This window comes from Streptomyces sp. NPDC001889 (assembly GCF_053594535.1).
Genome location: NZ_JBSFER010000016.1, coordinates 151,251 through 176,439 on the forward strand (window position 1 = coordinate 151,251; position 25,189 = coordinate 176,439).

Genomic DNA, 25,189 nt, shown 5'->3' on the forward strand with positions numbered 1-25,189 from the left:
GGCTGTACGACGGTTTTAGGACTTCTGTACGTGTAGGGTGCCACGGGTTTGGCCGAAGCCTCCCGCGGCACCGCCGCCACGGCTCAGCGGACCGGGTGACCGGCTTCCCGCAGTGCGTCCTTGACCTGCGCGATGCGCAGATCGCCGAAGTGGAACACCGAGGCGGCCAGCACCGCGTCGGCGCCGGCGGTGATCGCCGGCGGGAAGTGCTCCAGCCGTCCCGCGCCACCGCTGGCGATCACCGGGACGCTCACCAGGGCGCGTACCGCGGCGATCATCTCGGTGTCGTAGCCGTCCTTGGTGCCGTCGGCGTCCATCGAGTTGAGCAGGATCTCACCGGCGCCCAGTTCGGCGGCGCGGTGCGCCCACTCGACCGCGTCGATGCCGGTGCCCCGGCGGCCGCCGTGGGTGGTGACCTCGAAGGAGCCCGACGGGGTGCGGCGGGCGTCGACGGAGAGCACGAGCACCTGGCGGCCGAAGCGCTCGGCGATCTCGCGGATCAGCTCGGGGCGGTCGATGGCGGCGGTGTTGACGCCCACCTTGTCGGCGCCCGCGCGCAGCAGCCGGTCCACGTCGTCGGCCGAGCGGACCCCGCCGCCGACGGTGAGCGGGATGAAGACCTGCTCGGCGGTGCGGCGCACCACGTCGTAGGTGGTCTCCCGGTTCCCGGACGAGGCGGTGATGTCGAGGAAGGTCAGCTCGTCCGCGCCCTCGGCGTCGTAGAGCTTCGCCATCTCGACGGGGTCGCCGGCGTCCCGCAGGTTCTGGAAGTTGACGCCCTTGACGACCCGGCCGTTGTCGACGTCCAGACAGGGGATGACCCGGACGGCGAGGGTCACTCCGCCACCGCCGCGAGCGCTTCCTCCAGGGTGAACGCCTTCGCGTACAGCGCCTTGCCGACGATCGCGCCCTCCACACCCGTGGGGACGAGGGCGGAGATGGCCCGCAGATCGTCCAGCGAGGAGACCCCGCCGGAGGCGACGACGGGCTTGTCGGTGGCGGCGCAGACGTTCTTCAGCAGCTCCAGGTTGGGGCCGAGGAGAGTGCCGTCCTTGGCGATGTCGGTGACGACATAGCGGGCGCAGCCCTCGGAGTCGAGCCGGGCGAGGGTCTCGTAGAGGTCGCCGCCGTCGCGGGTCCAGCCGCGCCCCCGCAGAGTGGTGCCGCGGACATCGAGGCCGACCGCGATCCGGTCGCCGTGCTCGGCGATGACCTTGGCGACCCACTCGGGGCTCTCCAGCGCGGCCGTGCCCAGGTTGACCCGGGTGCAGCCGGTGGCGAGGGCGGCGGCGAGCGAGGCGTCGTCGCGGATGCCGCCGGAGAGTTCCACCCGGATGTCCATGGCGGAGGTGACCTCGGCGATCAGCGAGCGGTTGTCGCCGGTGCCGAAGGCGGCGTCCAGGTCGACCAGGTGCAGCCACTCGGCGCCCGCGCGCTGCCAGGCGAGGGCCGCGTCCAGCGGGGAGCCGTAGGAGGTCTCCGTACCGGACTCTCCGTGGACGAGACGGACGGCCTGGCCGTCGCGGACATCGACGGCGGGGAGGAGTTCGAGCTTGCTCACAGTGTTCCGATCCAGTTGGTCAGCAGCTGGGCGCCGGCGTCGCCGGACTTCTCGGGGTGGAACTGCGTCGCCGACAGCGCGCCGTTCTCCACGGCGGCGACAAAGCGCTCGCCGTGGGTGGCCCAGGTGACCCGGGGGGCGCGGATGACGGGGTTGGTGACTTCCAGATCCCAGTCGCGCACCGCGTAGGAGTGCACGAAGTAGAACCGGTCGCCGGGGTCGATCCCGGCGAAGAGAGTGCTGTCGGCGGGGGTGTCGACGGTGTTCCAGCCCATGTGGGGGACGACCGGGGCCTTGAGCGGGCCGACCGTGCCGGGCCACTCGTCGAGCCCCTCGGTCTCCACCCCGTGCTCGATGCCCCGGGCGAAGAGGATCTGCATGCCGACGCAGATCCCGAGCACCGGCCGGCCGCCGGAGAGCCGGCGCCCGATGATCCACTCGCCCCGGGCGGCGCGCAGTCCGTCCATGCAGGCGGAGAAGGCGCCGACGCCGGGGACGACGAGGCCGTCGGCGTTCATCGCGGTGTCGAAGTCGCGGGTTATCTCGACCTCGGCGCCGACCCGGGCCAGCGCCCGCTCGGCGGAGCGGATGTTGCCGAATCCGTAGTCGAGGACGACGACCTTCCGGGGGGCGCTCATGCCCACACCGTCAGCCGGAGCGCACCTGCGACGAGACACATCGCGGCTCCGATCGCGAGGAGGACGATGACGCCCTTGGGCTGCTCCTGCTTGGCGAAGGAGTACACACCGCCGAGGAGGAAGAGCCCCACGACGATCAGGACAGTGGAGAGGCCGGTCACAGCGCGCCCTTCGTGGAGGGGAGGATTCCGGCGGCGCGCGGGTCGTGCTCGCAGGCGTACCGCAGCGCCCGGGCGAGCGCCTTGAACTGGCACTCGACGATGTGGTGGGCGTTGCGGCCGTACGGGACGTGGACGTGCAGCGCGATCTGCGCCTGGGCGACGAAGGACTCCAGGATGTGCCGGGTCATCGTGGTGTCGTACGAGCCGATCATCGGCGCCATGCGCTCGGGCTCGGTGTGCACCAGATACGGGCGGCCGGAGAGGTCCACGGTGACCTGGGCGAGCGACTCGTCCAGGGGGACGGTGCAGTTGCCGAAGCGGTAGATGCCGACCTTGTCGCCGAGGGCCTGCTTGAAGGCGGCGCCCAGGGCGAGGGCGGTGTCCTCGATGGTGTGGTGCGAGTCGATGTGGAGGTCGCCCTCGGTGCGCACGGTCAGATCGAAGAGCCCGTGGCGGCCGAGCTGGTCGAGCATGTGGTCGTAGAAGCCGACCCCGGTCGAGATGTCGGTCTTCCCGGTGCCGTCGAGATCGACCTCGACGAGCACGGAGGTCTCCTTGGTGGTGCGCTCCACCCTGCCCACGCGGTTCATGCGCTCTGCTCCTTCTTCAACTGACGTACCGCGTCGAGGAACGCGTCGTTTTCGGCGGGGGTGCCCGCGGTGACCCGCAGCCGGCCGGGCACACCGTTGTCCCGGACCAGGACGCCCTGGTCGAGAATCCGCTGCCAGGCCTCGTGGGCGTCGGCGAACCGGCCGAACTGGACGAAGTTCGCGTCCGAGTCGGTGACCTCGAATCCGAGGGCGCGCAACTCGGTGACCAGGCGGTCCCGCTCGGTCTTCAGCTGCTCGACGTACCCCAGCAGCGTATCGGTGTGCTCCAGCGCGGCGAGCGCGGTGGCCTGGGTGACGGCGGAGAGGTGGTACGGCAGCCGGACGAGCTGGACGGCGTCGACCACGGCCGGGTGGGCCGCGAGATAGCCGAGCCGGAGCCCGGCGGCGCCGAACGCCTTGGACATCGTCCGGGAGACGACCAGGTGGGGACGGCCCTCGATGAGCGGGAGCAGCGAGGGGCGGTGGCTGAACTCGACATACGCCTCGTCCACCACCACCAGCGACGGGCGGGCCGCCTGGGCCGCCTCGTACAGCGCGAGCACCGTGTCGGCCGCGACGGCGGTGCCGGTGGGGTTGTTGGGCGAGGTGATGAAGACCACCTCGGGCCGGTGCTCGGCGATGGCACGGCAGGCCGCCGCGACATCGACGGTGAAGTCGTCATCGCGGGGGCCGGAGATCCAGCCGGTGCCGGTGCCCCGGGAGATCAGCGCGTGCATCGAGTACGAGGGCTCGAAGCCGATGGCGGTCCGGCCGGGGCCGCCGAAGGTCTGGAGCAGCTGCTGGATGACCTCGTTGGACCCGTTGGCCGCCCAGACGTTCCGCACCCCGACGGAGTGCCCGGTGGTGCGGGTCAGATACGCGGCGAGGCCGGTGCGCAGCTCGATCGCGTCCCGGTCGGGGTAGCGGTTGAGGCCGCGCGCGGCCTCCCGCACCCGCTCGGCGATGCGCTCGACGAGCGGCTCGGGCAGGGGGTAGGGGTTCTCGTTGGTGTTCAGCTGGACGGGGACGTCCAGCTGGGGGGCGCCGTACGGGGACTTGCCGCGCAGCTCCTCACGGACGGGAAGCTCCTCGCGGACGGGGGACTTCTCGCGGACGGGAGACTTCTCGCGGGCGGGCGGCTCGGTCACTTGCTCGGTACCTTCCATCCGAAGCGCGCCTTCAGGGCGGCTCCGTGCGCGGGCAGATCCTCCGCCTCGGCGAGGGTGACGACGTGGTGGGTCACCTCGGCGAGGGCGTCGCGGGTGTAGTCCACGAGGTGGATGCCGCGGAGGAAGGACTGGACGGAGAGCCCCGAGGAGTGGCAGGCGCAGCCGCCGGTCGGCAGGACGTGGTTGGAGCCCGCGCAGTAGTCGCCGAGCGAGACGGGCGCGTAGGGGCCGATGAAGACCGCGCCGGCGTTGCGCACCCGGGCGGCGACCGCGGCGGCGTCGGCGGTCTGGATCTCCAGGTGCTCGGCGCCGTAGGCGTTGACGACGCGCAGCCCCTCCTCCACTCCGTCGACCAGGACGATCGCGGACTGTGTGCCGGAGAGGGCGGGCACGATGCGGTCCTCGACGTGCCGGGTGGCCGCGATCTGCGGGACCAGCTCCCGCTCCACCGCGTCCGCCAGCGCGGGCGAGTCGGTGACCAGCACGGCGGCGGCCATCGGGTCGTGCTCGGCCTGGCTGATCAGATCGGCGGCGACATGGACCGGGTCGGCCGTGGCGTCCGCGAGGACGGCGATCTCGGTGGGGCCGGCCTCGGTGTCGATGCCGATCCGGCCGGTGAAGTAGCGCTTGGCGGCGGCGACCCAGATGTTGCCGGGGCCGGTGACCATGTTCGCGGGCGGGCAGCCGTCGGGGCCGGTGGTGCCGTACGCGAACATCGCGACGGCCTGGGCGCCGCCCACCGCGTACACCTCGTCGACGCCGAGGAGGGCGCAGGCGGCGAGGATGGTCGGGTGGGGCAGACCGCCGTGGTCCTTCTGCGGCGGGGAGGCGAGCGCGATGGACTCGACACCGGCCTCCTGCGCCGGGACCACATTCATGATCACGGAGGAGGGGTAGACGGACCGGCCGCCCGGCGCGTAGAGACCCACGCGCTCGACCGGGACCCACTTCTCGGTGACGGTGCCACCGGGGACGACCTGGGTGGTGTGCTCGCCGCGGCGCTGGGCGCGGTGGACGATCCTGGCGCGCCGGATGGACTCCTCCAGCGCCGCCCTGACCTCGGGGTCCAGCCCCGCCAGTGCGGTGGCGAGCGCGGTGGCGGGGACCCTGACCCGCTCCAGGGTGACGCCGTCGAACCTCTCCGCGTACTCGATCAGCGCCGCCGTGCCGCGATGATGCACGTCCTCGCAGATGGGCCGCACCTTCTCCAGGGCGGCTTCCACGTCGAACTCGGCACGGGGCAGCAGGGCGCGCAGGGCGGCCCCCTCGGGGAGGGCATCGCCGCGCAGATCGATTCGGGAAATCACACGGCCAATTCTCGCAGACCCGATTCGACTGCCGTTCGCCGTATCACTGGCTGATACACACCCCAGGGTGCTCCCGCATATTCCATGACCACTAGCGTTCACCCGGTCACTCAGCGGGAAGAACGACTGTACGACACGTTGAGTGAGCACCGGTGCACGCAGAGGAAGCGGAGGAGCGGCCTTGACAGAGCCGCCGGACGAGGGACCCCCGGACGGGCTCAGCCCGACCGAACAGCGCATGTGGAACGCCTTTCGGAATGGGAGCACCTACGACCTGAGCGATCCCGACCCCCTGCTGAACGACCCCTTCTCGCCCCGCCGCTGGGGCCCCGAGCGCAGTGTCCGGGCCTCGATCGTGGCCCGGCTGCTGCTGAGCGGACCGGAGCCGCACCCCGGGCGGGTCGCGGCGCTGAAGCTGCGCGGCGGGCAGATCACCGGCACGCTCAAGCTGGCCGGCGGCAGCGTCTCCCCCTATGTCGAGCTGAGCGGCTGCCGGTTCGAGAACGAGATCTGGCTGCCGGAGACGCACTTCACGACCGTGCGCATGGTGGGCTGCGCGATTCCGCGGATCGAGGCGGCCCGGCTGCGCACCGAGGGCGATCTGCATCTGCCGCGCTGCCGGGTGGAGCACGGCATCCGGCTCACCGACGCGCAGATCGGCACGGATCTGCTGATCAACCAGATCCATGTGCGGCCGGACCGCCGGGGCCGGGCGATCACGGCGGACGGCCTCTCGGTGGCGCAGGACTTACAGGCGGAGCTGATCGAGACGTACGGGGAGGTGAGTCTGCGCGGCGCGAAGGTCGGGGTCTCCCTGAGCCTGCGCGGCAGCCGGCTGCGGGCCGCCGCCGAGCGCCGGGCGCTCAACGCCCCCCAGCTGACGGTCGAGCGGACGCTGTACATGACCGGTGCCTGGGTGAGCGAGACCACCGGCGACCAGAACGCCACTCCCCCGTTCGGCATCCCGCTGGGCGACGCGCGGCGGCGCAACACCCGGCTCCGGCCCTTCGAGTGCTACGGCGGGGTGCGTCTGGACGATGGCCGGTTCGGGGACGCGGTGGATCTGCACCGGGCGCGCTTTGTGCTCAGCCCCGGGGAGGAGCTGTCGCTGCGCCGGATAGTCAGCCCCGAACTGCGGTTCAACGCCCAGCGCCCCGAGGAGGGCCGGGTCGTGCTGAACGGGGCGAAGGTGGTGACCCTGGTCGATCTGGCGGCGAGCTGGCCGGGGCCCGGGGGCCTGGCGATGGGCGGCTTCGTCTACGAGAACCTCGTGCCGTACGAGGACTTCCCGCTCAGCCGCCGGCTGGAGTGGGTGGCGTCGGCGACGCCGGAGTACTCCCCGGAGCCGTACGAGCGGCTGGCGACCGTGCTCCGCAACAGCGGGGAGGACGCGGACGCGCGGGAGGTGCTGCTGACCAAGCAGCGCCGCCGCCGCGAGACGCTGCCGCTGGCGGCGAAGCTGTGGGGCTTCCTCCAGGACTGGACCGTGGCGTACGGCTACCGGCCGGGGCGGGCCGCGCTGTGGATGGCGGTGGTGTGGGCGGCGGGGGCGCTCGCCTTCTCCCGGGTCGACCCGGCCCCCATCAAGAAGGAGGAGCACCCGGAGTGGAACGCCCCGCTCTACGCGCTGGATCTGCTCATCCCGGTGATCAACCTCGGCCAGGACGGGTACTGGCGGCTGGAGGGGCACTGGCAGTGGGCCGCCGCGGTGCTGGTGATGCTGGGGTGGATTCTGGCGACGACGGTGGCGGCGGGGGCGACGAGGCTGCTGAACCGGGGATGAGCCGGGGATGCGCCGGGGGCCGTGAGGTGCGGCCGGGGCCTGGCGGGCGGCCGGGAGTGGCGGGCCGGGCGGTGAGCGCGTGCCCCGGCGGACGGCGGGGGCGCCCTTCCTCATGGCGGGGGCGCTTTTCTTTACAGTCTCTTGGCTTGCGTCAGGACAACCATCCCGCCGCCACCAAAGCTTCACAGCCACCCTCTGGCGCCGCCCCCACCTGCGGTTTTCAATGGTCCGCACCATGTCATTGCCGAGAGCACTGCTTCGCACCCTGCGCATGATCCGCCATTCGCCGCGGCTGGCCGAGGGACTGCCACCCGGCGAGGAGGTGCTGCTCGACGCGCCCGATGAACGGATCGGGCCGGCCCTGGTGGCCGCGGCCCTGGGCGAGTACGAACCGGCGGCCAAGCTGCTGGCGACCACCCGGGAGGCGGCGGAGTGGGAGAACCGCGACCGGTATGTGATGCGGCTCGCGGTCTTCGCGTACTCCCGGGGCGAGTGGCTCGGCTCCTGGCTGGCCGCCGCGCCGCACGATCCGGACGCGCTGACCGTCAAGGCGGAGCTGGCGGTGCGGCGGGCGTGGGAGTCGCCCGCGCGGGTGGAGCGGCTGCGCGAGATCGGTCCGCTGATCGGCGCGGCGGCAGCGGCGGCCCCCGGCGATCCCGTGCCCTGGCGGATCGCCCTGGACCACGCCCGCGGCACCCATGCCGGGCACACCGCGTTCGAGGGGCTGTGGGAACAGGCGGTGCGCCGTTCGCCGCACCACTACGGCTGCCATGTGGCGGCCCTGCGCTATCTCTCGGCGCAGTGGCACGGCTCGCACCGGGAGTGCTTCGACTTCGCCGAGCAGGCGGCGGCGGACGCGCTGCCGGGGTCGCTGGTGCAGGCGCTGCCGGTGCGGGCGGCCTTCGCCAGGATCGAGAACGAGGGGTTCGGGACCGCGGCGAAGCCGGTATCGGCGCTGGAGGCCGAGCGGATCGACCGCGCGGCCGATCTGGCGGCGGCGCTCTCCGCCGGATACCCGGCGGCGGACCCCTGGCCGGCCGAGGTCCGCAATCTCACCGCGTACATCCTGGTCAGACGGGGGCGGTGGGAGGCGGCGCTGGAGCAGTTCCGGCTGATCGGGCCGTACGCGACCTCGTTCCCGTGGAACCGGTTCTCGGATGATCCGCTCGGACAGTTCCTGGACGCGCGGGACGGGGTACGGATCGAGCTGGCGTCCCGGACACCTCTGCGGTCCCGTACCGGACGAAGCGGCCCCGCGGGCCATTAGGCTAGACCGTTGTGACCACCGCACGGCTCCCGCTCTTTCCGCTGAACTCGGTACTGTTCCCGGGGCTCGTCCTGCCCCTGAACGTCTTCGAGGAGCGCTACCGCGCCATGATGCGCGAACTGCTCAAGACGGATGATTCCGAACCGCGTCTGTTCGCCGTGGTCGCCATCCGCGACGGCCGCGAGACCGCGGCGACGGCGCCCGGCCTGCCCGACCCGACCGCGCTGCCCGAGCGCGGCCCCGCGGCGGGCTTCGGGGACGATCCCCTCCAGGTGTTCCACCCGGTGGCGTGTGTCGCGGACGCGGCGACGATCCGCGAGCGCGAGGACGGCACCTTCGAGGTGCTCGCCACCGGTACGACCCGGGTGCGGCTGCTCTCCGTCGACGCGAGCGGCCCCTTCCTCACCGCCGAGGTGGAGGAGATCCCCGAGGCGACCGGCGAGGGCGCGGGCGCCCTGGCCGAAGGGGTGCTGCGGGCCTTCCGGAGCTACCAGAAACGGCTGGCCGGGGCGCGCGAGCGGACCCTGTCGACCGGCGCGGAGCTGCCGGACGACCCGTCCGTGGTGTCGTATCTGGTCGCGGCGGCGGCGGTGCTGGACACGCCCGCCAAGCAGCGGCTGCTGGAGGCGCCGGACACGGCGGGGCGGCTGCGGGAGGAACTGGAGCTGCTCCGCGCGGAGACGGCGGTGATCCGGCATCTGCCGTCGCTGCCCGCGGTGAATCTGACCCAGGCACCGACCAACCCCAACTGAACCAGGAGAGACCGCCCGGGGAGTTCCTTTCGGATCGGGCCGGATCGGTGAGCGGGGTCCGGTGCCATGGATCGCGAGGCGGAGGAGGGAGCCCACGCGGAGCGTCGGCGACGGACGACGAGACGGCGAGGCACGGTGCCGGGGCTCGCGAGCCCGGCACGATCCGAAAGAGACGGCCCAGTGGCGAGGAAGTCCGGAAAGCAGGGGGGCACCCCGGCGACGGTGGCGCTGACGGCGGCGGGCGCGCCGTTCACGGTGCACGCGTACGAGCACGACCCGTCGGCCGCGTCGTACGGCGATGAGGCGGCCGAGGCGATGGGGGTGGCGCCGGAGCGGGTGTTCAAGACGCTGGTGGCCGAGGTGGACGGAGAGCTGACGGTCGCGGTGGTCCCGGTGGCGGGGCGGCTGGATCTGAAGGCGCTGGCGGCGGCCGTCGGCGGGAAGCGGGCGGCGATGGCGGACCCGGCGGCGGCGGAGCGCGTCACCGGGTACGTCCGGGGCGGGATCTCACCGCTGGGCCAGCGGAAGCGGCTGCCGACGGTGCTGGACGAGTCGGCCTCGGAGCACTCCACGATCTGTGTCTCGGCGGGGAGGCGGGGGCTGGAGGTGGAGGTGGCGCCCGGGGATCTGGTGGGGTTGACGGGGGCGGTGCTGGCGAGGATCGGGCGGGTGTAGGGGTCGACGGGGAGGGGTTCCTCCGGTATTCCCGTAGGGACGCCCACCGAGGAGGCCCTCCGTGTCCAAGCGCACCCGCAAACGCAAGTGGCGCACCCGCAAGGCCAACCACGGCCGCCGCCCGGCGTAGCCCCGCCGGCGATGAAGGCGGGGAGGGTCGGGGGCAGGCCCGCGACCGCGGCCCGCCGCGCCGTGCGGGTCTCCCGAGGTGCGGGGTCCGTCCTCAAATGCCGGACGGGCTGAAATACCCCACCCCCACCAGGAACACCCCTCGAACCGGCCCAGTCAGCCCAGACCACCCAAATCCCCGGGCCCCCCGCAGATCACCGCAGCGGCAGAAAACAGCCCCGCCGGCGATGGAGGCGCGGGGGCTCGGGGACAGGCCCCCGACCGTCGCCCGCGCCGTGCGAGGGGAGGCTCAGGAAGTGGGAGGGGCATCCCAGGGCGGGAGCGCCGGAGCGGGGTCCGGGTCCTTCGGGGTGAAGAAGGCCGTGAGGGTCAGATGGGTGAGCATCGCCGCGAGCGGCCACGCGAGCAGCATCCCCTTCGCCCCCAGCTTCAGCGGCGCGTCAAAGGTCACCCCCTTCCCCACCTCCTTCGCGTGGGCCACCACATCCGCCGTCGGCCCCCACCACACCCCCACCCGCCACGCCAGCAGCGACCCCAGCGCCCCGCCCAGCGCCAGCCCCACGACCAGGACGATCCCGCCGCGCCGCCGGTACCAGTACACCGCCGCCGCGCTCACCACCCCGAAGCCGATCCCCAGCAGCGCGAAGACGCTGTCCGCCCCCACCGCCGCCTCGCCCTCGGTGTTCTTCAGGAAGACGGCCTTGCCGTCGGAGATCAGCGGCACCCTCGGTGCCAGCCAGAGCCACAGCAGGCCCAGCGCCACGCCGAGCGCGGCCACGGCCACCATGACCAGCGCGCCGTCCCGGGCCTCGGCCCGGAGCCCGGGGTCGCCGGCGGTCCCGTCCGCCGGGCCGGGCGGGGGCGGAGCCTGCCAGGGGTCGTCGTTCGGCGGCGGCGGAGTCAGAGGTGCGGTCACCCGGCCATCGTGCCAGGCGGGCGCGGTCCGCGCCTCACCGGACCGCCGCCCGCCGGTACGCCCAGGTGGCGACCGCCAGCGACACCACACCCACCACGGCGCAGACCGTCAGATCGAGCGCGACGCCCGCCCAGTCCGGGCTGCTCTCGAACGTCCTGGCCAGCGCCTCCACACCGTAGGTGGAGGGCAGCAGATCACGCGCGTACGAGATGACCGCGGGCATCCGGTCGGCCGGCAGCACCCCGAGCAGCAGCGCCGCCGACATCCCCAACTGGCCCAGCAGTGTGGCGAGTTCCTGGCGCGGCGCCAGCAGCCCCAGCGCGGCGCCGAGGCCCGCGAGGGCCGCCCCGGCGAGCGGGATCACCGCGACCAGCACCCAGAGATGCGTCATCGGCAGCGAGAAGAGCACGCTGCCGGCCACCGCGGTCACGATGGTGCCGGGCACGGTGAAGGAGGCGTACGCCCCCGCCGCGCCGAGCACCACGGCCGCGGGCGGCACGGGCAGGGTGGCGTAGTGGTCCAGGCCGCCGCTCGCCCGCAGCTGCCCGAAGTACTGGGCGAGGAGGTTGAGTGCGACAAACGCGACGACCAGCACGGAGGAGCCGGCCACCACGGCCCGCGCCTCGTCCCCGCCGTCGACGACCCCCCGCATCAGGACCATGATCCCGACCGACTGGAAGGTCGCCACGAAGAGCAGCGGGATGCGGGCGACCCGCGCCCGCGACAACTGGGCGCGGTAGACCGCGCCCATCGCGGGAAACAGCCGGGCCCGGGGCGCGAGCGGCGCGGCGGCCATGGCCTCCGGCACCTCGATCCCCCTGGTCCTCGTCCTCCCGGACACCGCCTCCACGGGCACGATGCTCACGCCTTGACCAGCCCCTTCGTCGCGTTCCCCCCGAGCGCCAGATACACGTCCTCCAGGCTGGGCGTCGCCAGCGTGAAGTCGTCGAGCGCCGCGAAGGCCGCGCCGCCCGTCACCGCGGCGACCGCGGCCCGTGCCTCGTCCGGCGCGAGCCTGAGCACCCAGCGGCGCCCGGACTCCTGCGCGGAGCCGCGGAGCGCGGCCACCTCCGGCACATCCAGCGGTGCGCGCTCGCGCCACACCAGTTCCACCCGTACCTCACCCGCGATTCGTTCCTTGAGCCCACTGGGGGTGTCACAGGCGATCACCCGGCCCCGTTCGAGCACGGCGACCCGGTCGAGCACGGTCTCCGCCTCGATCACATTGTGGGTGACGAGAAGGACGGTCGTGCCGTACCGCTCCCGTCTGCGGTCCACCGCGCCCCAGACCGCGCGCCGGGCCACGGGGTCCATCCCGGCCGTGGGCTCGTCCAGGACGAGCAGCGGGCGCCGGCCGACCAGCGTGGCGGCGAAGCAGGCCAGCCGGCGCTGTCCGCCGGAGAGCCGCTTGAGCGGGCGCCCGGCCAGCTCGGTCAGCCCCAGTTCCTCCAGTACGGCGTCCCGCTCGGCGCGGGCGTCCCGGGTGGTCAGCCCGCGCAGCCGCCCGGTGGTCTCGGCGGCGAGGGCGACGGTCAGCTCGTCGAGCGCCGTGGACTCCTGTCCGAGATAGCCGATGAGCCGCGCCGCCCGCTCGGGGTGGCGCACGAGATCGTGGCCGAGCACCTCGACGCTGCCCGAGTCGGGCCGCATCAGACCGGTGAGCTGGCGGACGAGAGTGGATTTCCCGGCTCCGTTCGGACCGAGCAGTCCGAAGATCTCACCGCCCTCGACTTCCAGGCTGATGCCGTCCGTTGCCCGGACCTCCGGCGTCGCCGGGACTCCTCTGCGGGCGCGCGCGGCAGGGTACGTCTTCACCAGTCGCCGCACTACGCACACCGTACTCACGAGGTACGAGAGTACGGGGTCGCGCTCGCTACTCCCCCGCGGGGGCGTGTTCGGCGGCGGCCCGTACATCGATCTCCCGCCAGAATCCGGCGCGGATCGCATAGCGGTCGTGCTCGTCGATCTGGTCGTCCTTGTGCGCGAGGAGGCCGAACCGTGCCGCGTACCGGAGCAGTTCACCGTCGATGCGGTGGGGAATGCGCGGGTACATCGTGGACAGCTTCTGGACGTGCCCGGTCTCGGTCAGCCGTTCCATCCAGCGCCGGGCGAAGACCTGGCCGACCTCGAAAGGGTCCCCGCCGACGGTGGTGATGTCCTCCTCGCGGTCGGCCCAGCGCTGCTCGGCGCTGGTGAGCTGGGCGAGGGTGGGCAGGGACGCGGTCTCGGCCGGCTCCCCCAGCGGCCCGGCGCCCGGCCGCTCCACCCAGCCCTTGTCGGAGGACCAGCGCAGGGTGGCGCTCGCCGGGTGGTGCGGGGTGTGGCTGCCCGGGGCGCGCAGGCTCGCGAGGTCCTTGGGGGTGGGCACCCCCTTGGCGGCCGCGGGGGCGGGAGCCGCCGGGGGCCCGTCCGGCGGGGCGGGCCGCGAGCCGTTGCGGGGGGTATCGCCGCCGGCGGCCTGGGCGGCGGCGAGGGCCGACTCGGGCAGCGGGGCGGAGAGGATGGCCGCGATCTCCGGCCGGGGCACGGGCGGCGGCGCGCAGACCCCGCTCAGCTCCTTGGCCCGGACCGCGGTGGTGATCCAGGCCCGGTCGAGCACCCGGCGCTCATCCGCCTCGGCGACCAGGTCCTCCGACTGGTTGTAGTCGCCGTCGGCGGCCTGCACCGCCCAGAGGTGGACGGCGACGCCGTGCTCCTTCGCGGACATCAGACCGGGCAGCAGATCGCCGTCCCCGGTCACGAGCACCACATCGGAGCAGGCGCGGTTTCTGGCCAGCTCGGTCAGTTCGGCGTGCATGGCCGCATCCACCCCCTTCTGCGCCCAGCGGCCGTCGCTGCGGGTGAGCGCGCCCAGCCGGACCGTCACCCGGGGCATCACCCGCAGCCGGCGGTGCTCCGGCTGGGGCACTCGGTCGGGGGCGCCGTCGAACCAGTAGATGCGCAGCAGGGGGCGTTCCGTGTCGGCCTCCGCGAGTTCACGCAGGCCCAGGATGAGGGCGGCGTGGTCGACGGTGATCCGGGAACGTGTCGGTTCCCCGGCGAGCAGGCTCGCGGCGGCGCCGAGCAGATAGCCGGCGTCCACCAGCACAACGCAACGGTCCACGCGCTCCACCCTCTTTCGGGTACTCAGAGGTCCTGGGGACTGGGAAATCGGGGAAATGCCTGAAGATCTGAGAAAGTGAAGAATCGATCTTGGGAAATCTGAGAGATCCGGCGGTTCCGGGGAATCGAGGAACGTACACACCCCGGGTACGGTTCCGGACCGGGGATTGTTCCGGGTTTCCTTCGAGTCTGCCCGACGGGATGAGGGTTAACGGCCGGAACTCGATCATCGGCGTGGCGAAACCTCGCCAGACGTCGATGACAAGGGGCCCTTACCCACCGCAATGATCCAAAATGCGACTCATCGTCCCGTATGTGAATCTGGTCGCGGCCCTGGCCCCGAGAACCCCCGATGGAGGCACACCATGGCCAAGAACAAGAATCGCAAGGGCAGTCATCAGCAGGACCGCTCCAGCGCCGCGGAACGCGGCAAGGAGGAGGCCAGGTCGACGGCGTTCGAGACCCAGAACCAGCCCCAGTCGCAGGCGCAGGGCAGCCCGTCGGATGTCGCCCGGAAGCACCAGCGGCGCTTCGGCCACAACTGACGCCATCCCTGACGCCCGCCCCGGCGGAGCCGTGGACGCACGGAAGGGGCGCGCCCGTACCGACGGGCGCGCCCCTTCCGTGTGCCGGTCTGCCGGTCAGCCCGCCAGGCAGGCCGGGCCGAGCAGCACCTTCAGATCGCCGAAGAGCGCCGGGTCCGGCTGCACCCGGTGCCGGTCGAGCCGGAGCACCGTGGTGGAGCGGGGGCCCTGGAGCTTGATCCGCACCTCGGTGTTGCCCCGGTGGTGGCTGAGGATCTCCCCGAGCCGGGTCACCATCGGCGGGGTGACCTTCACGGTGGGGATGGTGACGACCACCGGGGCGTTGGTGCCCGCCGACGAGAGATCGGGGACCATCAGCTCCATGGCGACGAGACGGGGCACGTCCTCGCGCTTGTCGAGGCGCCCCTTGACGAAGACGACGGTGTCCTCGACGAGCTGGGTGGAGACGAGCTGGTAGGTCGCGGGGAAGAACATGCACTCCAGCGACCCGGCGAGGTCCTCCACGGTGGCGATCGCCCAGGCGTTGCCCTGCTTGGTCATCTTCCGCTGGAGGCCGGAGATGATCCCGCCGATGGTCACCACCGCGCCGTCCGCGTGCTCACCGCCGGTGAGCTGGGAGATGGAGGCGTCGGACTTGTCGGAGAGGACGTGTTCGATGCCGAAGAGCGGGTGGTCGGAGACATACAGCCCGAGCATTTCCCGCTCCTGGGCCAGCAGATAGGACTTGTCCCACTCCACATCGGAGAATTCGATGTCCAGGCCGAAACCGGGCTCGTCGGGCGCGTCCGCGTCGCCCATCCCGCCGAAGAGGTCGAACTGCCCCTCGGCCTCCTTGCGCTTCACCGCCACCACGTTGTCGATCATCGGCTCGTGGTGGGCGACCAGCCCCTTGCGGGTGTGGCCCATCTCGTCGAAGGCGCCGGCCTTGATCAGCGACTCCACCGTCCGCTTGTTGCAGACGACGGCCTCCACCTTGTCCAGGAAGTCGGGGAACGAGGCGTATTTCCCCTTGGCCTTGCGGCAGCGGATGATCGAATCGACGACATTCGTGCCGACATTCCGTACCGCTGTGAGACCGAAGAGGATCACGTCGTCGCCCTGGGCGGCGAAGTTCGACTGGGATTCGTTCACATTGGGCGGCAGCACCTTGATGCCCATGCGGCGGCACTCATTGAGATAGACCGCCGATTTGTCCTTGTCGTCCTTCACCGAGGTCAGCAGCGCGGCCATGTACTCGGCCGGGTAGTTCGCCTTCAGATAGGCGGTCCAGTAGGTGACCAGGCCGTAGGCCGAGGAGTGGGCCTTGTTGAAGGCGTATCCGGCGAAGGGGACCAGCACGTCCCACAGGGCCTGGATCGCCTCGTCGGAGTAGTTGTTCTCGCGCGCGCCGGCCTGGAAGATCGTGAAGTTCTTCGCCAGCTCCTCGGGCTTCTTCTTGCCCATGACGCGGCGGAGGATATCGGCCTCGCCGAGCGAGTACCCGGCGATGATCTGGGCGGCCTTCTGGACCTGCTCCTGGTAGACGATCAGGCCGTGGGTGATGTCCAGGACCTCCCGGAGCGGCTCCTCCAGCTCCGGGTGGATCGGGGTGATCTCCTGCTGCTTGTTCTTGCGCAGGGCGTAGTTGGTGTGGGAGTTCATTCCCATCGGGCCCGGCCGGTAGAGGGCCGAGACGGCGGAGATGTCCTCGAAGTTGTCGGGCTTCATCAGCCGCAGCAGCGAGCGCATCGGCCCGCCGTCGAACTGGAAGACGCCGAGGGTGTCGCCCCGGCAGAGCAGTTCGAAGGTGGGGGCGTCGTCGAGGGGGAGAGCGAGCATCTCCAGGTCGACGCCCTTGTTGGCCTTCACCATCTTGATGGCGTCGTCCATGATCGTGAGGTTGCGCAGACCGAGGAAGTCCATCTTCAGCAGTCCGAGCGACTCGCACTGCGGATAGTCCCACTGGGTGATGGTGACGCCGTCGGTGTGGCGGACCCAGACCGGCGCGTGGTCCGTGATGGTCTCGCTGGACATGATCACGCCGGCCGCGTGCACACCCATCTGCCGGACCAGGCCCTCGACGCCCTTGGCGGTGTCGATGACCTTCTTCACATCCGGTTCGTTCTCGTACATCGCGCGGATCTCGCCCGCCTCGCTGTAGCGCGGGTGCGAGGGGTCGGTGATGCCGGAGAGGTCGATGCCCTTGCCGAGGACATCGGCGGGCATGGCCTTGGTGAGCCGGTCGCCCATGGCGTACGGATAGCCGAGGACCCGGGCCGAGTCCTTGATCGCGTTCTTCGCCTTGATCTTTCCGTAGGTGCCGATCATGGCGACCTTGTCGGCGCCGTACTTCTCGGTCACATAGCGGATGACCTCCACGCGCCGGCGCTCGTCGAAGTCGATGTCGACATCGGGCATGGAGACACGCTCGGGGTTGAGGAACCGCTCGAAGATCAGCCCGTGCTCGATCGGGTCGAGGTCGGTGATCCCCATCGCGTAGGAGACGATCGAGCCGGCGGCCGAGCCGCGGCCGGGGCCCACCGCGATGCCCTGGTTCTTCGCCCACATGATGAAGTCGGCGACCACCAGGAAGTACCCCGGGAACCCCATCTTGATGATGACGTCCATCTCGTACTCCGCCTGCTTCTGGCGGTCCTCCGGGACGCCGCCGGGGAAGCGGCGCTCCATGCCGACCCGGACCTCCTCCCGGAACCAGGAGACCTCGGTGTATCCCTCGGGGATGTCGAACCTGGGCATCAGGTTCCGCTCCTGGAACATGCCCTCGGTGTCGATCTGCTGCGCCACCAGCAGGGTGTTGCGGCAGCCCTCCTGCCAGGCGTCCGACGAGTCCACCGCGTACATCTCGTCGGTGGACTTGAGGTAGTAGCCCGTGCCGTCGAAACGGAACCGGTCCGGGTCGGAGAGGTTCTTGCCCGTCTGGATGCAGAGCAGCGCGTCGTGCGCCGTCGCCTCGCTCGCGTAGGTGTAGTGCGAGTCATTGGTCACCAGGGGCGGGATGTCCAGCTTCCGCCCGATCTCCAGCAGCCCGTCCCGCACCCGGCGCTCGATCTCGATCCCGTGGTCCATCAGCTCCAGGAAGTACCGCTCCTTCCCGAAGATGTCCTGGTACTCCGACGCCGCCTTCAGCGCCTCGTCGAACTGACCCAGCCGCAGCCGTGTCTGGAGCTCACCGGAGGGGCACCCGGTGGAGGCGATCAGGCCCTCCGACCACTGGGCGATCGTCTCCTTGTCCATCCGCGGCCACTTCTGGAGCCACCCCTCCGCGTACGCGTCCGAGGAGAGCCGGAAGAGATTGTGCAGCCCCGTCTTGTTCGCCGCCCAGATCGTCTTATGCGTATAACCACCGGAACCGGAGACATCGTCCCGCTTCTGGTGCGGCTGTCCCCACTGGATCTTCCGCTTCGTCCGCCGCGACTCGGGCGCCACATACGCCTCGATGCCGATGATCGGTGTCACACCGGCCTTCTTCGCCGTGTGGAAGAAGTCGTAGGCGCCGTGGAGATTGCCGTGGTCCGTCATCGCGATGTGCGACATGCCCATCTCATTGCAGGCCGCGAACATGTCCTTCAACCGCGCCGCACCGTCCAGCAGCGAGTACTGGGTGTGCACATGCAGATGCGTGAACGGCGGTTTGGTCACGGCGGGGGCCTCCAGAGAAACGGGCGACGGCAGGCAGCGGAGTGTCTGGGGGGACAGCTCGGAAGTCTACGACTTGGGACCGACAGACGAGGCTCGCCCGGAGGAAGCCGGGTGGGGGCACTCCCGTGCGGGTCCGCGCGTTGGAGAGGTCGGAAGAACCCTTCTCCCCGGTCAGCGCCGGGGCCCTCTCGTCCCTGCCCAGGAGGCACAGAGCGATGTCGGTACCGCACCCCGCCGAGGTCACGGCCGAAGAGCGCGGTGAGCAGATTCTCACCGTGATCGGGAGCGCCTTCGGCGAGCTCCTGGCCGCCGACCCGGCCGCCTTCCGGGTCAAGTTCCGGAAGATGGCCGGCTCGGCCTTCGCCTTCTACCGCGGCACCGCCTGCCTGTTCTACAGCGATCTGGAGCGGGAGCACGCGGCGCGCGGGGACCAGGGCATCCACAGCGGTCCGTATCTGGACGAGCGCACCAGCCGGGTGTGGATTCACGGCGATCTCCACGCGGAGAACTTCGGCACCTATATGGACTCCAACGGCCGGCTGATCTTCAATGTCAACGATTTCGACGAGGCCTATGTCGGCCCCTTCACCTGGGATCTGAAGCGGCTGGCCGCCTCGCTGGCGCTGATCGGCTACACCAAGGCGTTCAGCGACGACCAGATCACCGCGCTGGTGTCCACCTTCGCCACCGCCTACCGGGAGCGCATCCGCGCCCTGGCGAGCGGCGCCAAGGAGGAGGAGCTGCCGCCGTTCACCCTGGACACCGCCGAGGGCCCGCTGCTGGACGCGCTCCGCGACGCCCGCTCGCTGACCCGGTTCGCGCTGCTGGACTCGATGACCGAGATCCGGGACTTCGAGCGGCGCTTCGCCCCCGGCGGCAGCGCGATCGAGCTCGACGCCGCCACCCGGTACAAGGTCCTCGCGGCCTTCGACGGCTATCTGGAGACACTGCCCGAGTCCAGCCTCACCCGCCCCGACTCGTACCGCGTGAAGGACGTGGTCGGCAGGCGCGGCATCGGCATCGGCTCCGCCGGGCTGCCCTCGTACAACATCCTCCTGGAGGGCAACAGCGACGCCCTGGAGAACGATGTCGTGATCTATATGAAGCAGGCGCAGACCCCGGCGGTCTCCAGCCATATCGACGATCCGGCCGTGCGCGGGTACTTCCGCCACGAGGGCCACCGCACGGTGATCTCGCAGCGGGCGCTCCAGGACCACGCCGATCCCTGGCTGGGCTGGACCGAGCTGGACGGCGCGGGACAGCTGGTCGCCGAGGTCTCCCCGTACGCGGTGGACCTGGACTGGTCGGACATCGACGACGCCGGGGAGATCGCGGCGGTCGTCGCCGATCTGGGCCGGGCCGCGGCCACCATGCACGGCGCCGCCGACGACGAGAGCGGCCACTCGCTGGTCCCGTTCTCGACCGAGCGGGCCATCGACGCGGCCATCGCGGCCGACGAGGAGGGCTTCGCCCGGCTGCTGGTGGAGTTCGCGCACGGGTACGGCGCGCGGGCGCGGGCCGACCACCAGATCTTCGTCGATCTCTTCCGCAACGGCCGCATCCCGGGACTGTGAGCGGGGCGGTGAGCGGAGGGTGAGCAAGCGGTGACCAGGGCGGGCGCCGGGGCGGTGACAGGGGCTCCGGCCGGGCCCGGGGCTCCGGCGGATTGGGCCGGAGCCCTTAAGGCTCCTCTCAGGCGGGCATGACACACTCGGATGGCGATGGACGTATCGGGAGTGCAGCTCAGAGCGCTGCGGGCGGCGATCTTCACGGCACTGGCCGTGACGCTGTCCGCCGCGTCCCATGTGCTGCTCTCCCGGGCCCCGCTGCCGTGGACCACGGTGGCGGCGCTGTCCGCGGGCGTTTTCGCCGTCGCCTACGCCCTCTCGGGCCGTGAGCGGGGGTACTGGCGGATCGCGAGCCTGCTCGTCCCGCTCGAACTGGCCGCCGACACGGTCTTCACCGCCGGGCAGGACGCCTGTTACGGCCCCGGGGGCGGCCCGGTCACCGGATCGCTGCGGGCGCTGGGGCTCGATGTGCTCTGCGGCGGCGTCGGCGGACAGCTCGCCGGGGTGAGCCCGGCCGAGCACGGCACGGCGGCTCTCCTGCAGAGCCCCGCCCCGGCGCTGCCCTGGCTGCTGCTCGCCGCGCATGTCTCGGTCGGGCTGCTCGCCGCCGCCTGGCTGTGGCACGGGGAGGCCGCGCTGGCCGCCCTGCTGCGGACGGTCGGCACCCTCGCGTTCCGCCCGCTGCTGATCGCCGTCGCCGTGGTCACGGCCGTGCGCCCGCCGGTACGGCGCGGGGCGCGCGCCCTCGCCCGGCCCGCCGTCTCGCGGACCCGTTCACTGGTGCACTCCGTCGGACGGCGGGGTCCCCCGTGCCCGGCCCCGGCCCTCGGCTGAGCCGAGCCGTACCCCGCCGCGGCTGAGGCCACCGCCTCCGCGGCCCCGGGGACCCGCCACCCGCGCGCCCCCGCTCCCCCACTTGTCCCGTATCCCACCGATACGTCATCTTCCGGAGTGACATCAGCATGAGTGCACGTAACAGCAAGGCCAACAAGGCCGCCGCCCGTGAGCGGCTCCGGCAGGAGCGCGAGCGCGAGCTGAAGAAGGCGAAGGCGCGCCGGCAGCTGGTCGTGATCGGCTCCACGGTCGCGGTCCTCGCCCTCGCCGGCGGCATCGGCTACGCCGTGGTGCAGGCCAACCAGCCGTCCGCCTGGGACGAGGCGAAGGACGCCAAGACCGTCACCGCCCCGAAGAACACCTCGGGCACCCACGGCACCGACGTGGTGATCGGCGAGAAGTCGGCGAAGAAGACCCTGGAGCTGTACGAGGACTCCCGCTGCCCGTCGTGCGCTGCCTTCGAGCAGGAGGTGGGCGAGACGCTGAAGAAGGACGTCGACGCCGGCAAGTACAAGGTCAAGTACGTCGGTGCCACCTTCATCGACGACGTGGCCCAGGGCGAGGGCTCCCGGAACGCGCTGAGCGCCCTGGGCGCGGCGCTCGATGTCAGCCCCGACGCGTTCATGGACTACAAGGCCGCGCTCTACTCCAAGCAGTTCCACCCCGAGGAGAACGCGGACTCGTTCGCCAAGGACTCCTACATGCTGGAGATCGCCGAGGCGGTCCCGGCGCTCAAGAACAACGCCGCCTTCAAGAAGAACGTCGAGGAGGGCACCTTCGACGCCTGGGCGATGAAGATGTCCAAGGCGTTCGACGACAGCGGGGTCAAGGGCACTCCGACGCTCCGGATGGACGGCAAGAAGGTCACCGCCGAGGGCACGCAGAACCCGCCGATGACGGTCGAGCAGTTCCGCGCGTCGGTGGACAAGGCCCTGAAGGGCTGATCCCCGCCGCTCCCCGGGAGCCCGGCCGGGCTCCCGGGGAGGCGGTTCACACCCTCGGGCCGTCCCCGGCGCCGTCGGTCTCCAGCGAGCGGAGGAAGTCGAGCGCCACCCGCCAGGCCGCCTCCGCCGCCTCCGCGTCGTGGTCCGGCAGCTCCGGGTCGGTGAACAGATGCCCGGCGCCCGGATAGTGGTGGACCTCCGTGTCGGCGCCCGCCCTGCCCATGCCGAGGTACCACGCGGTGAGCCAGTCGTGCGGCTCGAAGGGGTCCGGGTCGGCGATGTGGAGCTGTACGGGCAGCTCGTCCACCGAGGCGCTGGGGGCGATGTCCGATGTGCCGTGCATCAGCAGCAGTCCCCGGGCCTTCTCGTCGCCGAGCGCCAGGGTCTGCGCGATGGAGGCGCCGAGCGAGAACCCCGCGTACACCAGTCCCCGGTCCGAGTAGGGCGCGGCGGCCATGACCGCGCGCTTCAGCAGCTCGTCCTTGCCGAGGCCGTCCTTGAAGGCCATCCCCTCCTCGACCGTGGTGAAGGTCGCACCGTCGAAGAGATCGGGTGTCCACACCTGGTGGCCCGCTTCCCGCAGCCGCTCGGCGGCGGAGTGCACGGCGGGGCGGAGACCGTAAGTGGAATGGAAAAGCATGATGTGCATGTCTTCAGGTTACGTTCGAAGACATGGAGAACGTGCTGCGCCCTTTGATCGTCATCGGCGGGTCGGCCGTCCTCACGCTTCTCGTGGGATGGCTGGTCGACCTGCTGCTCCGCCGGGCCGACGCCCGGCACCCCGAGACCCCGCTGTGGGGTCTGCTGCGCAACTGCCGGAATCCGCTGCTGGTGGTGCTGGGGACGGCGCTGTTGAGAGGCAGTTACCGGCAGGCGCAGATCGAGTCCATCCGGCAGTACCACGGCGGCATCGGACAGCTGCTGAGCCTGGTGCTGATCGGCGCGTCCGCCTGGCTGGTCGTCAAGATCGCCACGGCCGTGGTGGAGTCGGTCTACTCCCGCTACGCGACGGCCACCCGCGACCCGGCCCGGGTGCGCCGGGTGCGGACCCAGGTGACCCTGATCCAGCGGGTGGTGATCGCGGTGGTCGGCGTGGTGGCGGTCGCCGCGATGCTGCTGACCTTCCCGGCCATGCGGACGGTGGGCACCTCGATGCTGGCCTCCGCCGGTGTGCTGGGCATCGTCGCCGGTGTGGCCGCCCAGTCGACGCTGGGGAATCTCTTCGCCGGTCTCCAGATCGCCTTCGGCGACATGGTCCGCATCGGCGACACCGTGGTGGTGGACGGCGAGTGGGGCACGATCGAGGAGATCACCCTCACCTTCCTCGCCGTACGGACCTGGGACGAGCGCCGGATCACCATGCCGGTCTCGTACTTCACCAGCAAGCCGTTCGAGAACTGGTCGCGCGGCGGGGTGCAGATGACGGGGACCGTCTTCCTCCATCTGGACCACTCCACTCCGGTGACCCTGATGCGGGAGAAGCTCCATGACATCGTGCGCGAGTGCCCGGCCTGGGACGGCCGGGACTGGTCGCTCGCCGTCACGGACACCACTCCCACCACGATCCAGGTACGGGCGGTGGTCACCGCGAAGGACGCGGACGACATCTGGACCGTACGGTGCACGGTCCGCGAGCAGCTCGTGGCCTGGCTGCACGAGCACCATCCGTACGCGCTGCCCAAGATCGCGACCGGCCCCGCGGTGGAGCCGGCGGAGCGTCCGGCGCAGCAGGTGGAGGGCGTCTCGGTGAAGAAGCCCGCCGACGGGGACCGTCCGGTGGAGGAGGACACCCCCCGGACGGGCCGGGGCTAGGCAGTTCCTTCCGGACCTTTCCGGGCCGTTCCTTCCGGACCGGAAAGGTCCGGAAGGAACGGCCCGGAGCGGTCCACGTCCGGTCCGCCGTTCCCCCGGTGGCGGGCGCCACCGGGGGAACGGCGGACCGGCGTGCGGTCAGTGCAGTCCGCTGACGTCCAGATGCCGCAGCACCCGGTCCACGACCTCGGGGTGGGCGCCCGGCTCGCTGCGGGCGGCGAGCACCTCGTGGCGGGCGGCCGACATCATCTCCCGCTGGATGCGGCGGACGGTCCTGGCCCGCTCGGTGCGCCGGAGATACCAGTCGCGCCGGTCCTCCTCGACGATGTCGGGGCTGATCCTCGCCCCCACCTCGTAGGCGCCGCGCAGCAGCCGCTCGCTGATGTCCTCGGGCAGCTCCTCGACCTCCTCGATCTCCCGGAGCCGGTGGCGGGCGGCGCGGGCCGCGCGGAGCGCGAGGCTGTGCTCCAGTTCGCGCTCGGCTCCCGCGTCGGCCCGCACATGGAGCCGGCGCACCAGCCAGGGCAGGGTGAGCCCCTGGAGCAGCAGGGTGGCGAGGATCACCACGAAGGCGATGAAGACGATCTCGTCGCGGTGCGGGAAGGGGTCACCGGCGTCCGTCGTCAGCGGGATCGCGAGGGCCAGGGCGACCGAGGCGACGCCCCGCATCCCGGACCACCACACCACGACGGTCTCGCGCCAGCTGACGGGGATGTCCTCCTCGATGTCGCGGCGGGTGTGCAGCCGCTGGGCGAGCCAGGTCGCGGGCAGCAGCCACAGCAGCCGTACGCCGACGACCACGGCGGTGATCAGGGCACCCCAGCCGAGCAGCAGCGGCAGCCGGCCGTCCACGGTGCCGAAGACCGTGCGCAGCTCCAGGCCGATCAGTCCGAAGGCGACCCCGGTGACCAGGGTGTCGATCACTTCCCAGAAGGTGGTTCCGGCGATCCGCCCCATCACGTCGTCCGCGTCGGCGGTGTGCTCGGCGAGGTAGAGGGCGGTGGTGAGGACCGCGAGGACCCCGGAGCCGTGCAGTTCCTCGGCCAGGACATAGCTGACGAACGGCACCATCAGCGAGAGGCCGATCTGGAGGGTGGCGTCGCCGAGGAAGCCCATCAGCTTGTTGCAGGCCCAGCCGAGGGCGAACCCCACGGCGACGGCGACCACGGCGGAGAGGACGAACTGCCCGGCGGCGGCGGGCCAGGAGAAGGTGCCGCTGACGACGGCGGCGATGGCCGCGTGGTAGAGCACGATCGCGGTGACGTCGTTGAAGAGGCCCTCGCCCTCCAGGATGGAGACCAGCCGCCGGGGCAGCCCCAGCCGGCCGGCCACGGCCGTGGCGGCGACCGGGTCGGGCGGCGCGATCAGCGCCCCGAGCGCGACGGCGGCGGCCAGCGGCAGCCCGGGCACGATGGAGTGGAGGACCGCGGCGACGGCCGCGGTGGTGACGAAGACCAGGGCGACGGCGAGCAGCAGAATGGGCCGCAGATGCGCGGTGAACTGCCGCCAGGAGGTGCGCTGGACCGCCGCGTAGAGCAGGGGCGGCAGCACCAGCGGGAGAATGAACTCGGGCGGGATGTCGACGGTCGGGGCGAAGGGCAGAAAGGCGACGCCCGCGCCGGCGAGGGTCATCAGCACGGGCGGGGGCAGATCGAACCGCTCCCCCAGCGGTACGGTCACCACGGCGCCGAGCAGCAGCGCGAGCAGCAGGGCGACTTGGTCCACGTCGGTGGCCTCCGGGGTGGCGAACCTCCACGATCAGGGCCTCAGCCTGCCATGCGAAGGGTCCGGTAAGCC

The 25,189-nt window shown here is 71.5% G+C and carries 23 protein-coding genes; 9 read left to right on the plus strand and 14 right to left on the minus strand.

Going from position 1 to position 25,189, the window contains the following annotated elements:
• Window positions 1–83: 83 nt before the first annotated feature.
• Genes hisF through hisD form a run of 7 tightly spaced genes read right to left on the minus strand, consistent with a single transcriptional unit; the run spans window position 84 to window position 5,426 of the window.
• A complete protein-coding gene (gene hisF / locus ACWCRA_RS20150; RefSeq protein ID WP_351544673.1) occupies window positions 84–839 on the minus strand; it encodes an imidazole glycerol phosphate synthase subunit HisF in 756 nt (251 codons plus the stop codon).
• Window positions 836–1,561 carry a bifunctional 1-(5-phosphoribosyl)-5-((5-phosphoribosylamino)methylideneamino)imidazole-4-carboxamide isomerase/phosphoribosylanthranilate isomerase PriA gene (priA, locus tag ACWCRA_RS20155; protein ID WP_351544670.1) on the minus strand — a complete coding sequence of 242 codons (726 nt, stop codon included), beginning with the start codon at window positions 1,559–1,561 and terminating at the stop codon, window positions 836–838. The genes hisF and priA overlap by 4 nt, the downstream gene beginning before the upstream one ends.
• Complete coding sequence (gene hisH / locus ACWCRA_RS20160; protein WP_351544668.1) at window positions 1,558–2,199, minus strand: imidazole glycerol phosphate synthase subunit HisH; 642 nt, start codon at window positions 2,197–2,199, stop codon at window positions 1,558–1,560. The genes priA and hisH overlap by 4 nt, the downstream gene beginning before the upstream one ends.
• A complete protein-coding gene (locus ACWCRA_RS20165; RefSeq protein WP_351544665.1) occupies window positions 2,196–2,360 on the minus strand; it encodes a hypothetical protein in 165 nt (54 codons plus the stop codon). The genes hisH and ACWCRA_RS20165 overlap by 4 nt, the downstream gene beginning before the upstream one ends.
• Window positions 2,357–2,950 carry an imidazoleglycerol-phosphate dehydratase HisB gene (hisB, locus tag ACWCRA_RS20170; protein ID WP_351544662.1) on the minus strand — a complete coding sequence of 198 codons (594 nt, stop codon included), beginning with the start codon at window positions 2,948–2,950 and terminating at the stop codon, window positions 2,357–2,359. Before hisB ends, ACWCRA_RS20165 begins: the two co-directional genes overlap by 4 nt.
• The gene (locus ACWCRA_RS20175; protein ID WP_351544659.1) at window positions 2,947–4,098 is read right to left on the minus strand and encodes a histidinol-phosphate transaminase; all 1,152 of its coding nucleotides are present in this window, start codon (window positions 4,096–4,098) and stop codon (window positions 2,947–2,949) included. Before ACWCRA_RS20175 ends, hisB begins: the two co-directional genes overlap by 4 nt.
• On the minus strand, window positions 4,095–5,426 hold the full coding sequence (gene hisD / locus ACWCRA_RS20180; RefSeq protein WP_451068203.1) for a histidinol dehydrogenase: 1,332 nt from the start codon (window positions 5,424–5,426) through the stop codon (window positions 4,095–4,097). The genes ACWCRA_RS20175 and hisD overlap by 4 nt, the downstream gene beginning before the upstream one ends.
• Window positions 5,427–5,607: 181 nt before the next feature.
• On the opposite strand from hisD, the gene ACWCRA_RS20185 reads away from it, so the two are divergent.
• The 4 genes from ACWCRA_RS20185 to ybaK all read left to right on the plus strand — a co-directional run bounded on the left by ACWCRA_RS20185 (window position 5,608) and on the right by ybaK (window position 9,903).
• Entirely contained in the window at window positions 5,608–7,209 is a 1,602-nt protein-coding gene (locus ACWCRA_RS20185; protein WP_351544653.1) for an oxidoreductase, read from the plus strand.
• A 223-nt stretch (window positions 7,210–7,432) separates the two neighbouring features.
• Window positions 7,433–8,476 carry a hypothetical protein gene (locus ACWCRA_RS20190; protein ID WP_351544650.1) on the plus strand — a complete coding sequence of 348 codons (1,044 nt, stop codon included), beginning with the start codon at window positions 7,433–7,435 and terminating at the stop codon, window positions 8,474–8,476.
• 11 nt (window positions 8,477–8,487) lie between these two features.
• The gene (locus tag ACWCRA_RS20195; RefSeq protein ID WP_351544647.1) at window positions 8,488–9,228 is read left to right on the plus strand and encodes an LON peptidase substrate-binding domain-containing protein; all 741 of its coding nucleotides are present in this window, start codon (window positions 8,488–8,490) and stop codon (window positions 9,226–9,228) included.
• 180 nt (window positions 9,229–9,408) lie between these two features.
• Window positions 9,409–9,903: a Cys-tRNA(Pro) deacylase gene (gene ybaK / locus ACWCRA_RS20200; RefSeq protein WP_351544644.1), complete on the plus strand. Its 495-nt coding sequence runs from the start codon at window positions 9,409–9,411 to the stop codon at window positions 9,901–9,903.
• A gap of 418 nt (window positions 9,904–10,321) precedes the next feature.
• On the opposite strand, the gene ACWCRA_RS20205 is transcribed toward ybaK, so the two are convergent.
• Genes ACWCRA_RS20205 through ACWCRA_RS20220 form a run of 4 tightly spaced genes read right to left on the minus strand, consistent with a single transcriptional unit; the run spans window position 10,322 to window position 14,060 of the window.
• Window positions 10,322–10,948: a DUF2567 domain-containing protein gene (locus tag ACWCRA_RS20205; RefSeq protein WP_451068204.1), complete on the minus strand. Its 627-nt coding sequence runs from the start codon at window positions 10,946–10,948 to the stop codon at window positions 10,322–10,324.
• 34 nt (window positions 10,949–10,982) lie between these two features.
• Complete coding sequence (locus ACWCRA_RS20210) at window positions 10,983–11,813, minus strand: ABC transporter permease (RefSeq protein ID WP_351544638.1); 831 nt, start codon at window positions 11,811–11,813, stop codon at window positions 10,983–10,985.
• A complete protein-coding gene (locus ACWCRA_RS20215; protein WP_351544834.1) occupies window positions 11,810–12,784 on the minus strand; it encodes an ABC transporter ATP-binding protein in 975 nt (324 codons plus the stop codon). Before ACWCRA_RS20215 ends, ACWCRA_RS20210 begins: the two co-directional genes overlap by 4 nt.
• Window positions 12,785–12,821: 37 nt before the next feature.
• On the minus strand, window positions 12,822–14,060 hold the full coding sequence (locus ACWCRA_RS20220; RefSeq protein WP_351544635.1) for an NYN domain-containing protein: 1,239 nt from the start codon (window positions 14,058–14,060) through the stop codon (window positions 12,822–12,824).
• A 355-nt stretch (window positions 14,061–14,415) separates the two neighbouring features.
• Between ACWCRA_RS20220 and ACWCRA_RS20225 the strand changes: the two genes are divergently transcribed.
• Entirely contained in the window at window positions 14,416–14,595 is a 180-nt protein-coding gene (locus tag ACWCRA_RS20225) for a hypothetical protein (RefSeq protein ID WP_351544632.1), read from the plus strand.
• Window positions 14,596–14,691: 96 nt separating this feature from the next.
• Here the strand turns inward: ACWCRA_RS20225 and dnaE are convergent, their stop codons facing one another.
• Complete coding sequence (gene dnaE / locus ACWCRA_RS20230) at window positions 14,692–18,234, minus strand: DNA polymerase III subunit alpha (protein WP_351544629.1); 3,543 nt, start codon at window positions 18,232–18,234, stop codon at window positions 14,692–14,694.
• Window positions 18,235–18,449: 215 nt separating this feature from the next.
• Between dnaE and ACWCRA_RS20235 the strand changes: the two genes are divergently transcribed.
• The 3 genes from ACWCRA_RS20235 (at window position 18,450) to ACWCRA_RS20245 (ending at window position 21,580) form a co-directional block, all read left to right on the plus strand.
• Complete coding sequence (locus tag ACWCRA_RS20235; protein ID WP_351544626.1) at window positions 18,450–19,808, plus strand: DUF2252 domain-containing protein; 1,359 nt, start codon at window positions 18,450–18,452, stop codon at window positions 19,806–19,808.
• A gap of 147 nt (window positions 19,809–19,955) precedes the next feature.
• Window positions 19,956–20,636: a hypothetical protein gene (locus ACWCRA_RS20240; RefSeq protein WP_451068205.1), complete on the plus strand. Its 681-nt coding sequence runs from the start codon at window positions 19,956–19,958 to the stop codon at window positions 20,634–20,636.
• A gap of 128 nt (window positions 20,637–20,764) precedes the next feature.
• Window positions 20,765–21,580: a DsbA family protein gene (locus ACWCRA_RS20245; RefSeq protein ID WP_451068206.1), complete on the plus strand. Its 816-nt coding sequence runs from the start codon at window positions 20,765–20,767 to the stop codon at window positions 21,578–21,580.
• A gap of 46 nt (window positions 21,581–21,626) precedes the next feature.
• Here the strand turns inward: ACWCRA_RS20245 and ACWCRA_RS20250 are convergent, their stop codons facing one another.
• Window positions 21,627–22,229: a dienelactone hydrolase family protein gene (locus ACWCRA_RS20250; RefSeq protein WP_351544617.1), complete on the minus strand. Its 603-nt coding sequence runs from the start codon at window positions 22,227–22,229 to the stop codon at window positions 21,627–21,629.
• 23 nt (window positions 22,230–22,252) lie between these two features.
• On the opposite strand from ACWCRA_RS20250, the gene ACWCRA_RS20255 reads away from it, so the two are divergent.
• Complete coding sequence (locus ACWCRA_RS20255; RefSeq protein ID WP_351544614.1) at window positions 22,253–23,392, plus strand: mechanosensitive ion channel family protein; 1,140 nt, start codon at window positions 22,253–22,255, stop codon at window positions 23,390–23,392.
• A gap of 138 nt (window positions 23,393–23,530) precedes the next feature.
• Here the strand turns inward: ACWCRA_RS20255 and ACWCRA_RS20260 are convergent, their stop codons facing one another.
• The gene (locus ACWCRA_RS20260) at window positions 23,531–25,117 is read right to left on the minus strand and encodes a Na+/H+ antiporter (protein ID WP_351544611.1); all 1,587 of its coding nucleotides are present in this window, start codon (window positions 25,115–25,117) and stop codon (window positions 23,531–23,533) included.
• Between the last annotated feature and the right edge of the window lie 72 nt (window positions 25,118–25,189).